Annotated in this window: 17 protein-coding genes; 14 read left to right on the forward strand and 3 right to left on the reverse strand. The window is 64.7% G+C overall.

What is annotated here, in order from left to right:
• Positions 1 to 152: 152 nt before the first annotated feature.
• Positions 153 to 1,394 carry a class I SAM-dependent RNA methyltransferase gene (locus tag EN780_RS13045; RefSeq protein WP_128274166.1) on the forward strand — a complete coding sequence of 414 codons (1,242 nt, stop codon included), beginning with the start codon at positions 153 to 155 and terminating at the stop codon, positions 1,392 to 1,394.
• Between the two features lie 4 nt (positions 1,395 to 1,398).
• On the opposite strand, the gene tldD is transcribed toward EN780_RS13045, so the two are convergent.
• Both tldD and EN780_RS13055 read right to left on the reverse strand, forming a co-directional pair.
• Positions 1,399 to 2,811 (reverse strand): metalloprotease TldD, encoded by a 1,413-nt coding sequence (tldD, locus tag EN780_RS13050; protein WP_127392057.1) that lies wholly within the window; start codon positions 2,809 to 2,811, stop codon positions 1,399 to 1,401.
• A gap of 129 nt (positions 2,812 to 2,940) precedes the next feature.
• Positions 2,941 to 3,489, reverse strand: a complete 549-nt coding sequence (locus tag EN780_RS13055; RefSeq protein ID WP_128274168.1) for an invasion associated locus B family protein — start codon at positions 3,487 to 3,489, stop codon at positions 2,941 to 2,943.
• Positions 3,490 to 3,867: 378 nt separating this feature from the next.
• On the opposite strand from EN780_RS13055, the gene coxB reads away from it, so the two are divergent.
• From coxB to EN780_RS13120, 13 genes are all read left to right on the forward strand, one after another.
• Positions 3,868 to 4,734 carry a cytochrome c oxidase subunit II gene (gene coxB, locus EN780_RS13060; protein ID WP_187331211.1) on the forward strand — a complete coding sequence of 289 codons (867 nt, stop codon included), beginning with the start codon at positions 3,868 to 3,870 and terminating at the stop codon, positions 4,732 to 4,734.
• 37 nt (positions 4,735 to 4,771) lie between these two features.
• Positions 4,772 to 6,424, forward strand: a complete 1,653-nt coding sequence (ctaD, locus tag EN780_RS13065; RefSeq protein ID WP_127282509.1) for a cytochrome c oxidase subunit I — start codon at positions 4,772 to 4,774, stop codon at positions 6,422 to 6,424.
• Positions 6,425 to 6,503: 79 nt separating this feature from the next.
• Entirely contained in the window at positions 6,504 to 7,448 is a 945-nt protein-coding gene (locus EN780_RS13070; protein WP_127392058.1) for a heme o synthase, read from the forward strand.
• 2 nt (positions 7,449 to 7,450) lie between these two features.
• Positions 7,451 to 7,612 (forward strand): hypothetical protein, encoded by a 162-nt coding sequence (locus EN780_RS13075; protein WP_127282507.1) that lies wholly within the window; start codon positions 7,451 to 7,453, stop codon positions 7,610 to 7,612.
• An 8-nt stretch (positions 7,613 to 7,620) separates the two neighbouring features.
• Positions 7,621 to 8,250, forward strand: a complete 630-nt coding sequence (locus EN780_RS13080; protein WP_127392059.1) for a cytochrome c oxidase assembly protein — start codon at positions 7,621 to 7,623, stop codon at positions 8,248 to 8,250.
• Between the two features lies 1 nt (position 8,251).
• Positions 8,252 to 9,133, forward strand: coding sequence for a cytochrome c oxidase subunit 3 (locus tag EN780_RS13085; RefSeq protein WP_127282505.1), 882 nt, complete (start codon positions 8,252 to 8,254; stop codon positions 9,131 to 9,133).
• Positions 9,134 to 9,215: 82 nt separating this feature from the next.
• The gene (locus EN780_RS13090; protein ID WP_128274170.1) at positions 9,216 to 9,602 is read left to right on the forward strand and encodes a DUF983 domain-containing protein; all 387 of its coding nucleotides are present in this window, start codon (positions 9,216 to 9,218) and stop codon (positions 9,600 to 9,602) included.
• Positions 9,599 to 10,354: an SURF1 family protein gene (locus EN780_RS13095; RefSeq protein ID WP_189556535.1), complete on the forward strand. Its 756-nt coding sequence runs from the start codon at positions 9,599 to 9,601 to the stop codon at positions 10,352 to 10,354. The genes EN780_RS13090 and EN780_RS13095 overlap by 4 nt, the downstream gene beginning before the upstream one ends.
• 95 nt (positions 10,355 to 10,449) lie before the next feature.
• Positions 10,450 to 11,454, forward strand: a complete 1,005-nt coding sequence (gene ispH / locus EN780_RS13100; RefSeq protein ID WP_128274172.1) for a 4-hydroxy-3-methylbut-2-enyl diphosphate reductase — start codon at positions 10,450 to 10,452, stop codon at positions 11,452 to 11,454.
• 7 nt (positions 11,455 to 11,461) lie between these two features.
• Positions 11,462 to 12,424 carry a homoserine kinase gene (locus EN780_RS13105; RefSeq protein WP_127282502.1) on the forward strand — a complete coding sequence of 321 codons (963 nt, stop codon included), beginning with the start codon at positions 11,462 to 11,464 and terminating at the stop codon, positions 12,422 to 12,424.
• Positions 12,421 to 12,951: a ribonuclease HI gene (gene rnhA, locus EN780_RS13110; RefSeq protein WP_128274174.1), complete on the forward strand. Its 531-nt coding sequence runs from the start codon at positions 12,421 to 12,423 to the stop codon at positions 12,949 to 12,951. Before EN780_RS13105 ends, rnhA begins: the two co-directional genes overlap by 4 nt.
• A 40-nt stretch (positions 12,952 to 12,991) precedes the next feature.
• Positions 12,992 to 13,585, forward strand: coding sequence for a histidine phosphatase family protein (locus EN780_RS13115; protein ID WP_128274176.1), 594 nt, complete (start codon positions 12,992 to 12,994; stop codon positions 13,583 to 13,585).
• A gap of 99 nt (positions 13,586 to 13,684) precedes the next feature.
• On the forward strand, positions 13,685 to 14,347 hold the full coding sequence (locus EN780_RS13120) for a hypothetical protein (RefSeq protein ID WP_128274178.1): 663 nt from the start codon (positions 13,685 to 13,687) through the stop codon (positions 14,345 to 14,347).
• Between the two features lie 16 nt (positions 14,348 to 14,363).
• On the opposite strand, the gene EN780_RS13125 is transcribed toward EN780_RS13120, so the two are convergent.
• Positions 14,364 to 14,771 (reverse strand): DUF2938 domain-containing protein (locus EN780_RS13125; protein WP_133372612.1); only part of this gene is annotated, 408 nt, incomplete at its 5' end.

The following is a 14,771-nucleotide window of genomic DNA, read 5'->3' on the forward strand; positions in this document are numbered from 1 at the left end:
GATCAGGCCACCCTTGCCGATCGCCTCGCCGGCCTGCTCGGCGACTGGCTTGGCGGCATTCCCGGTTGGCGCGTGCTGGGGCGGCATCCTTCGCCGATCGAGGGCGGCGACGGCAACCGCGAGTTCCTGCTCGCCGCCATCAAGGATGAAAAATGAGCGCGCGTTTCACCATCGCCAGGCTTGGCTCGCAGGGCGACGGCATCGCCGAGGCCGACGGCGGCGAGGTCTTTATTCCCTTCACGCTGCCGGGCGAGACGATCACCGCCGCCCGCGAAAAGCACCGCGCCACCCTGATGTCCGTGCTGGAGGCATCGCCGCTCAGGATCGATCCGGCCTGCCGGCATTTCACCGAATGCGGCGGCTGCGCGCTGCAGCATTTCGAGGCTGAAGCCTACCGCCAGTGGAAGCGCGACAAGGTTATGCAGGCATTGAAGGCCAAGGGCATCGCTTGCGATGTCGCCGCGCTGGTGCCATGCGCGCCCGAGACCCGTCGCCGCGTCGTCTTCAGCGCCCGGCGCACCGAGGCCGGCATGCTGCTTGGCTTCGTGCGCGCGCTTTCCTCGGAGATCATTCCGATCGAGGAATGCCCGATCTCGCTGCCGGCGATCGTTGCCGCGCTGGGTCGCCTGCGGGCGTTGGCCGACCTGGTCTGCGCCACTTCGAAAGCCTTCCACATGACCGTCACCGTGACCGCATCCGGCCTGGATGTCGCGGTCCAGGACGGAGGCAAGCTGGGCGAGAACCAGCGCCGCATCGCGTCGAATTTCGTCACCGCCGAGGGGTTGGCCAGACTATCGGTCGATGGTGAGATCGTCGTCGAGCCGAAGAAGCCTGTGGTGCAGTTTGGATCGGTCGCCGTAGCCGTGCCGCCCGGCGCTTTCATGCAGGCGACCGAAGCCGCCGAGCGGACCATGGCCGAGCTGGTCGGCCAGCACCTGTCGCGCGCAAAAAAGGTCGCCGACCTGTTCGCCGGCTGCGGCAGCTTCGCGCTGCGGCTTGCGGCGAAGTCGGAGGTTCATGCCGTCGAAGGCGACGCGCCGGCCCTTGCAGCGCTCGACCGCGCCTTCCGTTTTGCCAGCGGACTGAAGCGGGTGACGAGCGAGCGCCGCGACCTGTTCCGGCGGCCGCTGACGTTCAAGGAATTGAACGCCTTCGACGGCCTGGTCTTCGATCCGCCGCGCGCCGGAGCCGAGGACCAGTCGAAGCAGATCGCCCGCTCGGACGTGCCGCTGGTGGCCGCAGTGTCCTGCAACCCGGTGACGCTGGCGCGGGATCTGCGCATCCTGATCGATGGCGGTTACGCGCTGAAAAGTGTCGCTCCGATCGACCAGTTCCTGTGGTCGCCGCATGTCGAGGCCGTCGCACTGCTGGAGAAGCCGAAGCGAAGGCGGTAATCGCTCAAACCCTGGTGCCGCCGACCGTCATCTGGTTCATCCTCAGGTGCGGCTGGCCGACGCCCACCGGCACGCCCTGTCCGGCCTTGCCGCACATGCCGATGCCGTTGTCGAGCTTCATATCGTTGCCGACCATGGTGACGCGGTGCATGGCGTCCGGCCCGTTGCCGATCAGCATCGCGCCCTTGATCGGCTGCGTCACCTTGCCGTCCTCGATCATGTAGGCCTCGGTGCAGCCGAAGACGAATTTGCCCGACGTGATGTCGACCTGGCCACCGCCGAAGGAGACCGCGTAGATGCCGTTCTTGACCGAGGCGATGATCTCTTCCGGCTGCATGTCGCCGGCGGTCATGTAGGTGTTGGTCATGCGCGGCATCGGCTGGTGCGCATAGCCTTCGCGCCGTCCGTTGCCGGTCGCCTTCATGCCCATCAGCCTCGCGTTCTGGCGATCCTGCATGTAGCCGACCAGCTTGCCGTCCTCGATCAGCACGTTGCGCGCCGAGGGCGTGCCCTCGTCGTCGACGGTCAGCGAGCCGCGCCGTTCGGGTAGCGTGCCGTCGTCGACGACGGTGACGCCTTTCGCCGCCACCTGCTGGCCCATCAGCCCGGCGAAGGCCGAGGTCTTCTTGCGGTTGAAGTCGCCCTCCAGCCCGTGGCCGACGGCCTCGTGCAGCATGACGCCCGGCCAGCCACTGGAGAGCACGATGTCGAATGTGCCGGCCGGCGCCGGCACGGCCTCGAGATTGACCAGCGCCTGCCTCAGCGCCTCCTTGGCTGCGTGCTTCCAGCTCTCCTCGACCAGGAACTCGCCGAAGCTCTTGCGGCCGCCCATGCCGTAGGAGCCGTTTTCCTGGCGGTCGCCGCTGCCGACCACGACCGACACGTTGATCCTGACCATCGGGCGGATGTCGCGCACCATCTGGCCGTCGGCGCGCACGATCTCGACATGCTGCCAGGAAGCCGCCAGCGAAGCCGTCACCTGACGCACGCGCGGATCCTCCGCGCGCAGCCAGGCGTCGATCTCCTGCAGCAGCTTCGCCTTGGTCTCGAAGGAAGGCGAGGGGATCGGGTTTTCCTCGCCATAGAGATGGCGGTTGGTGCGGGCGGGCGGCGCGGCAAGCGTGCCGGAATAGCCGCCCTTGACCGCCGAGACGGCGTCGGCCGCGCGCAGCAGCGAGGCTTCGGAAAGATCGCTCGAATGCGCATAGCCGCTGGCCTCGCCGGCCACCGCGCGCAGTCCGAAACCCTGGTCTGTGTTGAAGTTGGCGGTCTTCAGCCGGCCATTGTCGAACATCAGCGCCTCGCTCTCGCTGTATTCGAGGAAAAGCTCGCCGTCGTCGGCGCCGCTGATGGTCTCGGCGACGATCTTCTTGATGCGATCGTCGGAAATGTCGAATTGGCCGATCAGGCTGTTCATGGCAGGTCCGTCCGCAGGATTGGTCGTTTCCCCCGATGTAGGGGCGAAGGCGCGCCGAGACAATCGGCAACAGCGCCGATCACCGGCGGTGTCAGGCCCCCGACGTCGTCGAAGCCTTGCCGGCCAGGATCAGGGGAGGGCGGCAAAACCGTCGGCGAAACCCTTGAGGTCGACGGGAATGCCGATGCCTTCTTCCGGCGTCTGGAAGACGATAAAGGTGGCCGAGGTGCCGGTCTTCAGCGTATCGAGCAGCGGCTTTTCGAGGATCACCTCGGCATAGCAGCCGTCCTGGAAGCAGCGCACGAAATAGGCCCGCCCGATGTCCTTGCCGTCGACGTTGAGGCCAAGCCCGTTGGGCAGGAGAACGCCGAGCGGCGCCAGCACGCGCAGGATCTCGGCCTTGTTGTCGGCAGTGCGCAGCACGACCACCGACAGCCCCATCTCCGGACGGTCCTCGGCGACGACGTTCTGCATCATCACGCATTGCTCGGAGGTCGCGCCGGCCGGCGTGTCGCAGATGATCGACCACGCGCCATGCGTCGAGCGCACCGTGCCGCTCGGTTGCTGCGCGGCATTGGCCTGGGCAGCATTCGACGCGCCAGTTCCGGACAGGCCGGCGCCAAGCACGGCGGCGAGAAAGATGACCTTCGCCAAGGTTCTCGAAAGCCAGGATCTCATGACGGCTCCATTGCGAATCACGGCACTTTGAAGCCGCGCGACTGCCAAGTAAAGGACGGTGCCGGGGCCGGCCCGCCCGGATATGGGCAATCAAGCGCTTTTCCAAGCCAATTTCGCCCGAATTGCGACCGTCCGGCGGACGGCTCCGGGGTGTTCGTCGCCGATCACGCGGCGGTGATCGGCAGAGGCCGCCTTGCCCTCTTCAAGGCGCGGCTGCACTTGCGCGCAAAAATGCCGCACGGTTTCCTCCGCTCCTTTCTTGCGGAGGCAATTAGAGTATGGTTTGAACCACCCTTGGGACTGTCCGGGATTCCCGTCCCGGCGCTATTCGATATTCTTGCGCGCACGGCCGCGAGGAAATGGGAGATGATGAGGGCGATGAGAAAATTCCTAGCAAGCGCCGCTGCCGCCGCCGCAGTCTTTGCCGGCGCATCCGCCCATGCGGCCCAGCCGCAGCCATGGGAGATGACCTTCCAGCCCGCCGCCACCGACATCATGCGGCAGGTCACCTGGTTCGAGCACTACACGCTGTGGTTCATCGTGCCGATCACGCTGTTCGTGCTGTTTTTGCTCGCCTATTGCATCGTGAAGTTCCGCGCCAGCGTCAATCCGGTGCCCTCGCGCACCAGCCACAACACGCTGATCGAGGTGATCTGGACGGTCGGGCCGGTCGTCATCCTGCTTTGCCTTGCCATCCCCTCCTTCCAGCTGCTGACCGCGCAATACACGCCGCCGGAAGAAGCCAAGCTGACCCTGAAGGCGACCGCAAACCAGTGGAACTGGGACTATGAGTACCAGGTCGACAAGACGCTCACCTTCAACTCCGCGATCCTCCAGGACGCCGACCGCGCTGCCGCCGGCAAGGAAGACCGCAAGCTTTATCCGCGCCTGCTGGCCGTCGACAATGAGATGGTCGTGCCGGTCAACACCATGACCCGCGTCCTGGTGACGGCGACCGACGTGATCCACGCCTTCGCCATGCCGTCCTTCGGCGTCAAGACCGACGCCGTGCCCGGCCGCATCAACGAGATCTGGTTCAAGGCCGAGAAGGAAGGCCTCTACTACGGCCAGTGCTCGGAACTGTGCGGCAAGGACCACGCCTTCATGCCGATCGCCATCCGCGTCGTCTCCGACGCGCAGTACAACACCTGGCTGGCCGCAGCCAGGACCGACCTGCCCGGCGCCAACAAGGCGCTGATGGCCGAGGTCGATGCTCAAGACAAGGTAGCGGCCGCCGGCAACTGATGCCGCGGCCAGGAAAGATCAGGGAACGGAGCGGAACATGGCAGAGGCTGCAGCTCACGACGATCACGACCACAAGCCCTATCATGGCTGGGTCCGCTGGGTCTATTCGACCAACCACAAGGACATCGGCACGCTCTATCTGATCTTCGCGATCTGCGCGGGCATCATCGGCGGCGCGCTCTCGGTCGTCATGCGCATGGAGTTGCAGGAACCGGGCATCCAGATCTTCACCGGTCTGGCGCAGATGGTCTACGGCATGAGCGGTGACGCCGCCATCGACGGCGGCAAGAGCATGTACAATGCCTTCACCACCGCGCATGCGCTGATCATGATCTTCTTCATGGTCATGCCGGCGCTGATCGGCGGCTTCGCCAACTGGATGGTGCCGATCATGATCGGCGCGCCGGACATGGCCTTCCCGCGCATGAACAACATCTCGTTCTGGCTGCTGCCGCCGGCCCTGATCCTGCTGCTCACCTCGATGTTCGTGCCGAGCGCGCCGGGCGCCTTCGGTGTCGGTGGCGGCTGGACGATCTATCCGCCGCTGTCGACATCCGGCCAGCCTGGGCCCGCCATGGACCTGGCGATCCTGTCACTGCACATCGCCGGCGCTTCGTCGATCCTCGGCGCCATCAACTTCATCACCACCATCTTCAACATGCGCGCGCCGGGCATGACGCTGCACAAGATGCCGCTGTTTGCCTGGTCGGTGCTGATCACCGCCTTCCTGCTGCTGTTGTCGCTGCCGGTCCTGGCCGGCGGCATCACCATGCTGCTCACCGACCGCAATTTCGGCACCACCTTCTTCACGCCGGATGGCGGCGGTGACCCGATCCTGTTCCAGCACCTGTTCTGGTTCTTCGGTCACCCGGAAGTCTACATCCTGATCCTGCCGGGCTTCGGCATCGTCAGCCACATCGTCTCGACCTTCTCGAAGAAGCCGGTGTTCGGCTACCTCGGCATGGCCTACGCCATGGTCGCGATCGGCGCCGTCGGCTTCATCGTGTGGGCGCACCACATGTACACGACCGGCCTGTCGCTCGACACGCAGCGCTACTTCGTCTTCGCCACCATGGTCATCGCGGTGCCGACGGGCGTGAAGATCTTCTCCTGGGTCGCCACCATGTGGGGCGGATCGATCTCGCTCAAGACCCCGATGCTGTGGGCGATCGGCTTCATCTTCCTGTTCACCCTGGGCGGCGTCACCGGCGTCCAGCTCGCCAATGCCGGCCTCGACCGCCCGCTGCATGACACCTACTACGTCGTCGCGCACTTCCACTACGTGCTGTCGCTTGGCGCCGTGTTCGCCATCTTCGCTGGCTGGTACTACTGGTTCCCGAAGATGACCGGCTACATGTACTCGCCCGTCATCGCCAACACCCACTTCTGGGTCACCTTCGTCGGCGTCAACCTGATCTTCTTCCCGCAGCACTTCCTCGGCCTTTCGGGCATGCCGCGCCGCTACATCGACTATCCGGATGCCTTCGCCGGCTGGAACATGGTCTCGTCCTACGGCTCCTACATCTCGGCCGTCGGCGTCGTGATCTTCCTCTACGGCGTGTTCGAAGCCTTCCAGAAGAAGCGGGTGGCCGGCGCCAATCCGTGGGGCGAGGGTGCGACCACGCTGGAATGGCAGCTGCCGTCGCCGCCGCCGTTCCACCAGTGGGAACAGCTGCCGAAGATCAAGTAGGCGGCAGCCTTGCTTGAATACGAGACCGCCGGCTCGTCCGGCGGTTTTGGCCAACGGAAATAATGGACTTTAAGTACGCATGGCCCTTGTCGACGAGAGATTGATTGACGAAGCGGGCTTTCGCATGTCGGAAGCGACGGCGGGCGATTTCTTCGCCCTCCTGAAGCCGCGCGTCATGTCGCTGGTGGTGTTCACCGCCTTTGTCGGCCTGGTTGCGGCGCCCGTCACCATCAATCCGCTGCTGGCGGTGATCGCCATCCTGTCGATCGCCATCGGAGCGGGCGCCTCCGGCGCGCTCAACATGTGGTACGACGCCGACATCGATCGGGTGATGACCAGGACCAAGAGCCGTCCGGTTCCAGCCGGCCGCGTCACGCCCGGCGAGGCGCTGAGCTTCGGCCTGGTGCTGTCGGTGCTGTCGGTGATGACGCTGGGCGTGCTGGTCAACTGGCTGTCGGCGTCGCTTCTTGCCTTCACCATTGTCTTCTACGCCGTCATCTACACGATGTGGCTGAAGCGCTGGACGCCGCAGAACATCGTCATCGGCGGTGCGGCCGGCGCCATCCCGCCCGTCATCGGCTGGGCGGCGGTGACCGGTAATGTCAGCCTGGAAAGCCTGATCCTGTTCCTGATCATCTTCCTGTGGACGCCGCCGCATTTCTGGGCGCTCGCGCTGTTCAAGTCCGAGGACTATCAGCGCGCCGGCATCCCGATGATGCCGAACGTCGCCGGGCAGGCCTCGACCCGCCGCCAGATCTTCGCCTATTCGGTCATCCTGGCGCCGGTTGGCGTGCTGCCCTGGGCGCTTGGTTTCACCACGGCAGCCTATGGCGCCGTTGCCGCCGTGCTTGGCGCCGGCTTCGTCTGGTACGCCTGGAAAGTGCTTGGCATGGCCGACGACGACAAGGAGATGAAGCCGGCCAAGGCGCTGTTCGGTTATTCGCTGCTCTATCTCTTCGCCATCTTCGCCGTCTACCTCGCCGACTGCGTGGTCGGGCGCGCGCTCGCCATGGGGGGGATGTGATCGTGGCCGACAAGAACCTCGAGCTCGTAACGCTGACCGAACGCCAGCAGAAGGCGCGGCGCAGCCGCTCGGTCGCCATCGGCGTGGCGCTGGCGGTGCTGGTCATCATCTTCTACATCGCCACCATCGTTAAGTTCGGCCACAATCTCTCCGGGACGATGTGAGGTCGATCATGGCGCGCGAAACGGTCACCGATCCCACCAAGAAGAACACCAACCGCGTCGTCGCCGGCGTCTGCATCGCCTTCTTCGGCGGCATGATCGGCATGGCCTATGCCGCGGTGCCGCTCTACACCATGTTCTGCCAGGCCACCGGCTATGGCGGCACGGTCAAGCGCGCCACCCAGCAATATGCCGACCGCGTGCTCGACCGCGACATCACCGTCCGCTTCGACGCCAACACCGCCGGCGTCCCATGGGAGTTCCAGCCGGTCGCCCGCTCGGTCACCATCAAGATCGGCGAGACGGTGCAGGCGCATTTCAGCGCCACCAACAAGTTCGACCGCCCCTTCACCGGCCGCGCCACCTTCAACGTGCAGCCTGAACTGGCCGGTCCCTACTTCAACAAGGTGGAGTGCTTCTGCTTCACCGACACGACGTTGAAGCCCGGTGAATCGCTGGACATGCCGGTCGTGTTCTATGTAGATCCCGACATCGTCAACGTGCCGGAACTGAAGGACTTGAAGACCATCACCCTGTCCTACACCATGTTCCCGGTCGACAAGAACAAGCCCGTCGCATCGTCGGCGCCGGCCCAAAGCACCAACAAAGTTCCGAATACCGAAGCAAGCCTCGGGGGTTGATATGGCAGACGCACACGCAAAACCACAGCACGACTACCATCTCGTCGACCCCAGCCCGTGGCCGTTCCTGGGCTCCGTCGGCGCCCTGGTGACCGCCATCGGCGGCGTCTGCCTGATGCAGTATCTGAAGGCCGGCAGCTTCCCGATCTTCGGCCACAACATCGCCAATCCGTGGCTGTTCTTCATCGGCCTCCTGATCGTGATCTACACCATGTTCGCCTGGTGGTCCGACACTATCAAGGAAGCGCATGAGGGCCATCACACCCGCGTCGTGTCGCTGCATCTGCGCTACGGCATGATCATGTTCATCGCTTCTGAGGTGATGTTCTTCGTCGCCTGGTTCTGGGCCTTCTTCGACGCCAGCCTGTTCCCGGGCGAGACGCAGCAATATGCCCGCACCGCCTTTACCGGCGGCGTCTGGCCGCCGAAGGGCATGGAGGTCCTCGACCCCTTCCACCTGCCGCTCTACAACACCATCATCCTGCTTTTGTCGGGCACGACCGTGACCTGGGCGCACCATTCGCTCATCCATGGCGACCGCAAGGGCCTGATCAACGGCCTGGTGCTGACTGTCGGCCTCGGCATGCTGTTCACAATGGTGCAGGCCTACGAGTACATGCACGCGCCGTTCGGCTTCAAGGATTCCATCTACGGCGCCACCTTCTTCATGGCCACCGGGTTCCACGGCTTCCACGTCATCATCGGCACCATCTTCCTGCTGGTCTGCCTGGTGCGCGCGATGAAGGGCGATTTCACCCCGAAGCAGCATTTCGGCTTCGAGGCGGCTGCCTGGTACTGGCACTTCGTCGACGTGGTCTGGCTGTTCCTGTTCAGCGCCATCTACGTCTGGGCCTCGAACGGCGCGATGATCGAAGCGCACTGACAGCAGTCCGAGGAATGTGACGAGGCGGCTGCGGCGACGTGGCCGCCTTATCTTTTGCTCGTAATGATCTAGGATGCCTGCAATGAGCGAGGACAAGGCCATCTGGCCACCGATTGAGCCGATCTCGGCCGGCCTGCGCGGCCGCTGCCCGCGCTGCGGCGAGGGCAAGTTGTTTTCGGGCTTCCTCAGCGTTGGCAAGCGCTGCGTCAATTGCGGCCTCGACTATTCCTTCGCCGATGCCGGCGACGGGCCTGCCGTGTTTGTCATCCTGATCATCGGATTCATTGTCGTCGGCCTGGCGCTGTGGATGGAGGTGACGCTTGGCCCGCCGCTCTGGGTGCACCTGCTGCTTTGGATACCGCTGGCCCTGGCGCTGTGCCTGACGGCGCTCAGGCTGATCAAGGGTGTGCTCGTGACGCTGCAATACCGCAACAAGGCCGCCGAGGGCAGGCTGGACACCGACCAATGAGCGAGGCATCCGGCGTGGCGGCGGGCCGCTCGCGGCCGAAGCGGGCGTTGCTGCTCATCCTCGGCATGGCGCTGTTCGCCGTCCTGATCGGCCTTGGCACCTGGCAGGTCCAGCGCCTGCACTGGAAGGAAGGCCTGCTCCAGACCATCGACCAGCGCACGCATTCGGCGCCACGCCCTCTGGCCGAACTCGAAAAGCAATTCGCAGCGACAGGTGACGTCGACTACACGCCGGTGACGGTGACCGGCACCTTCCTGCACCAGGGCGAGCGCCATTTCTTCGCCACCTGGGAGGGCGCCTCCGGCTTCGACGTCTTCACGCCCCTGCAGCTCGACGATGGCCGCTTCGTGCTCGTCAACCGCGGCTTCGTCCCCTACGACCTGAAGGATGCTGCCAAGCGGCCGCAAGGCGAGGTCGCCGGCAAGGTCACGATTACCGGGCTCGCCCGCAATCCGCTGGCGGGCAAGCCCTCGATGATGCTTCCCGACAATGATGTGCAAAAGAACATCTTCTACTGGAAGGACCGCGATGCGATGGCTGCGAGCGCCGGCCTGCCCGCCGGGGCCGGACTGGTGCCGTTCTTCATCGATGCCGACAAGACGCAGAATCCCGGCGGTCTGCCGGTCGGTGGCGTCACCATCATCGATCTGCCGAACAGCCACCTGCAATACGCCGTCACCTGGTACGGCCTTGCCGCCGCGCTTGCCGGCGTCCTGCTGTTCAGGCTTCGCCGCCCGGCGAAAGCAGGGTGATGGAGACGCTGCCCTTGACAGGGCAGGGGTGCGCGCCTCATTTCGCGCCCTAGGTATTCGCGCTTGAGTTAGTTCCGATCAACCGGTCCGCAATCATGCTTCAGACAAAGCCACCGCTGACGATCAGGCTCTGCCAGCCGCGCGGCTTCTGCGCCGGCGTCGACCGCGCGATCCAGATCGTCGTGCTGGCGCTGAAGAAGTATGGCGCGCCGGTCTATGTCCGCCACGAGATCGTGCACAACCGCTATGTCGTCGAGGGGCTGCAGAGCCTGGGCGCGGTGTTCATCGAGGAACTGTCCGAGATACCTGCGGAGCATCGCCAGAGCCCGGTCGTTTTTTCCGCGCATGGCGTGCCGAAATCGGTGCCGGCCGATGCCCAGGCGCGCAACCTCTTCTACCTCGACGCCACCTGCCCGCTGGTGTCCAAGGTGCACAAGCAGGCAATGCGTCACCAGCGCCTTGGCCGCCACGTGCTCCTGATCGGTCACGCCGGCCACCCGGAGGTGATCGGCACGATGGGCCAATTGTCGGACGGCGCCGTCACGCTGATCGAGACCGAGGCCGATGCCGCCGTCTTCGAGCCGGCCGACCCCGCAGCCCTCGGCTTCGTCACCCAGACGACGCTCTCGGTCGAGGACACCGCCGGCATCATCCGGGCGCTCGAGCAGCGCTTTCCAGAGCTGCACGCGCCGGCCGCCGAATCGATCTGCTACGCCACCACCAATCGCCAGGAAGCGGTGAAGGAGACCGCCGCCGGCGCCGATCTCTATCTCATCGTCGGCGCCCCCAACTCCTCCAACTCGCGGCGTCTTGTCGAGGTCGCCGAACGCGCCGGCGCCAAGATGTCGCTTCTCGTGCAGCGTGCCGCAGAGATTCCGTGGAATGACATCGCCAACATCTCGACGCTCGGCCTATCGGCGGGCGCCTCGGCGCCCGAGATCATCGTCGACGAGATCATCGATGCCTTCCGGCAGCGCTTCGACGTGACGATCGAACTGGCGGTGACGGCGACCGAAACGGAGGACTTTCCGGTGATGCGGGTTCTGCGCGATGTCGAACTGACGGCGGCCGACATGGCCTTCGTCAACGGAGCCGCGTGAACAGCCCATGGCCGTCTATACCGATGTCAACGAGGGCGAGCTCGGCGCGTTCCTGAAGGCCTATCCGGTCGGCGAGCTCCTGTCCTACAAGGGCATCGCCGAAGGCACCGAGAATTCCAACTTCCTGCTGCACGCCACCAGCGGTTCCTACATCCTGACGCTCTACGAGAAGCGCGTCGACAAGGCCGACCTGCCGTTCTTCCTCGGCCTGATGGGCCATCTGGCGAGAAAGGGCATTTCCTGCCCGCTGCCGGTCACCGCGCATGACGGCACCGTCATCGGCCAACTCGCCGGCCGGCCCGCCGTCATCATTACCTTCCTCGAAGGTCTGTCGCTGCGGCGGCCGACAGCGGCGCATTGCGGCGAGGTCGGCAAGGCGCTGGCCGAACTCCATCTCGCCGGCCGGGATTTTGCCATGCGGCGCCCGAATGCGCTCGCCATCGATGGCTGGCGCAAATTGTGGGACGCTTCTCGCGACCGTGCCGACGAGGTTGAGCCGGGCTTGGCGGCCGAGGTCGATGCCGATTTCGCCGATTTCGAGCGCAACTGGCCGAAGGACCTGCCGGAAGGCATCATCCATGCCGACCTTTTCCCGGACAATGTCTTCTTTCTCGGCGAGAAATTGTCCGGCCTGATCGATTTCTATTTCGCCTGCGACGACCTCTACGCCTATGACGTTGCCACCTGCCTCAACGCCTGGTGCTTCGAGAAGGATTTTTCCTTCAATCTGACCAAGGGCACGGCGCTGCTCGCCGGTTACCAGAGCGTGCGGCAGCTTTCCGGCGACGAGAAGGCGGCGCTGCCGATGCTGGCGCGCGGCTCGGCGCTGCGCTTCATGTTGACCCGGCTCTACGACTGGCTGACCATTCCCAATGGCGGGCTGGTGATGAAGCGCGACCCGACCGAATACATCCGCCGCATGCGCTTCCATCGGGCGATCAGATCTCCTTCCGAATACGGATTGCTATGACCAAGCATGTTGAAATCTTCACCGACGGCGCCTGCTCGGGCAATCCGGGCCCTGGCGGCTGGGGCGCCATCCTTCGCTTCAACGGCAAGACCAAGGAACTGTCGGGCGGCGAGGCCGAGACCACCAACAACCGCATGGAACTGCTGGCCGCCATCTCCGCGCTTGAAGCGCTGAAGGAGCCCTGCGCGGTCGAGCTTCACACCGACAGCAAATACGTCATGGACGGCATTTCCAAGTGGATCCACGGCTGGAAGAAGAACGGCTGGAAGACCGCCGACAAGAAGCCGGTCAAGAACGGCGAGCTCTGGCAGGCCCTCGATGCTGCAAATAGACGCCATCAGGTGACCTGGAACTGGGTCAAGGGTCATGCCGGCCATGTCGAGAACGAGCGCGCCGACGAGCTCGCTCGCGAAGGCATGGCGCCATTCAAGAAGGGCCCGATCAGGCCTGCCGCGGCGCCGCAGCCGGCGCCACAGGCAACACGACCGACGGTCGCAAAGGCACGGCGCTCGACGCAGAGCTATTGATTGCGGGAGCGGCCCGCTCGCCGGCAGGAAGACCTCTATCGTGCCGATCGCATACTACATCACGCATCCCCAGGTTCAGGTCGATGCCAACGTTCCGGTGCCGGAATGGGGGCTGTCCGACATCGGAAAGGCAAGGGCGGTCGCAATGCTCGACCAGCCCTGGATCGGGTCGATCCGGCGTATCGTGTCGTCGGCTGAACGCAAGGCGAGGGAGACCGCCGAAATCCTCGCGACGCGTCTGCGCCTCGCCGTCGAGGTGAGGGAACGGATGCATGAGAACGACCGGTCGGCGACCGGTTTCCTGCCGCCGCCGGAGTTCGAAGCCGTCGCCGACCAGTTCTTCGCCAATCCAAACGACAGCATTCGCGGATGGGAGCGGGCCATCGATGCCCAGCGCCGCATCGTCAGCGAGGTCGACGCGGTGCTCGGCAACGACGATCCCGGCGATACCGCTTTCGTCGGCCATGGAGGCGTGGGAACGCTCCTGCTGCTTTCTCTGACCGGGCGGGCAATCAGCCGCGAGGCGGATCAGCCGGCGGGCGGCGGCAACTATTTCGCCTACGATATCGGCGCTCACAGCCTCATCCACGGATGGCGGCCGATCGACAGGGCCTCACCGCGCCTCGATGATTGAGTTGGCTGGACCGAGACAAATCGAGGCTTCGGATTAAATTCAATTTTACGCGTGACGCGATAGACTGCCGCGATCGACCTGGCACGAGGTATTGCGGCGATGTTCGGGCGCAGGACTTTCGGCAAGCAAAAGCACAGCTTTGCCGAGCTCAAGAAGATGATGCGTCCGACGCCCGATTCCGATGGCGTGACGCGCGTCTTCTCCAAGGAACTATGGAACGATCCGAAAATCGGCTCGATGCTACGCGAACTCGGCTTCGCGCCCGACGATCAGCGCAACATCATGCGCACGGCCGACGACTACATCGCCCTTTTTGCAGCTGCCAGGTACCGGCTTCAGCAGCGCACCGAGACCTTCAACAGCGAGATGACGGCACGCCATGGCTATTGCCGTGCCGCCCCCTTCCTGGTCATCGGCGACACGATCTGGGACGGCGAGCACGGGGCGTTCCTCTATGCCCAGATGAATCTGATCGGCTTCGATGACTGGAATGTCGTCATGCTGGCTGCGGATGCGCGGACCGCGCAATTGTGCGGCCTGCCGGCGCATCCGGGCTCGGTGCCGGCGCACACCCAGGCGATGACCGGGCACGTGATCAGATGGAAGAAGCGCTACGAATTCGCGCTGGAGGAATTCGGCGTCACCGCCACCGGCGGTCAGGGCATCACGCGAGAGCAGTTCGAGGCGCAGAAGGGCGCGCTGCGCCAGGAAATCATCGATACTGTCGCCTCGATGAAGCCACGCGCCGCCAGCGGATCGTGACCCTTCGGGCCGTCCCTCAGCGGATCAGCAGGGCGGTGCCGTAGAGGCCCAGCGCGAACACCGTGTGCGCGACGAGGTTGAGGGCGCGGATCTGCATTGGATTTGGCCGCTTCGAGGCGGCCCAGCCGGCGCCCATGCCAGGCGCAAGCAGGAACCAGCCGGCGCCGACGGTGACGATCCCCAGGATGAAGGCCGGCAGGAAAGTCGGCTGGGTGAGCCAGGCCGTTCCGGCGAGCACGACCAGGATGATGCCGTAGACGATGCCGACGAAATAATGGAAAGCCCAGCCCAACGCCACTTCATGCCGGTAGGGGGCGGCATCGCCGATGTCGTCGTGGAAGATTTTGCTCCTGAGGTGCCAGACCCAGCGGCCGACCGGCCCCCAGTTCGGCCGCGGCTGGGCAAAGGCTTTGTGGAGGAAAAC

Origin of the sequence: Mesorhizobium sp. M4B.F.Ca.ET.089.01.1.1 (genome assembly GCF_004022605.1) — a bacterium.
Taxonomy (GTDB): Bacteria; Pseudomonadota; Alphaproteobacteria; order Rhizobiales; family Rhizobiaceae; genus Mesorhizobium; species Mesorhizobium abyssinicae.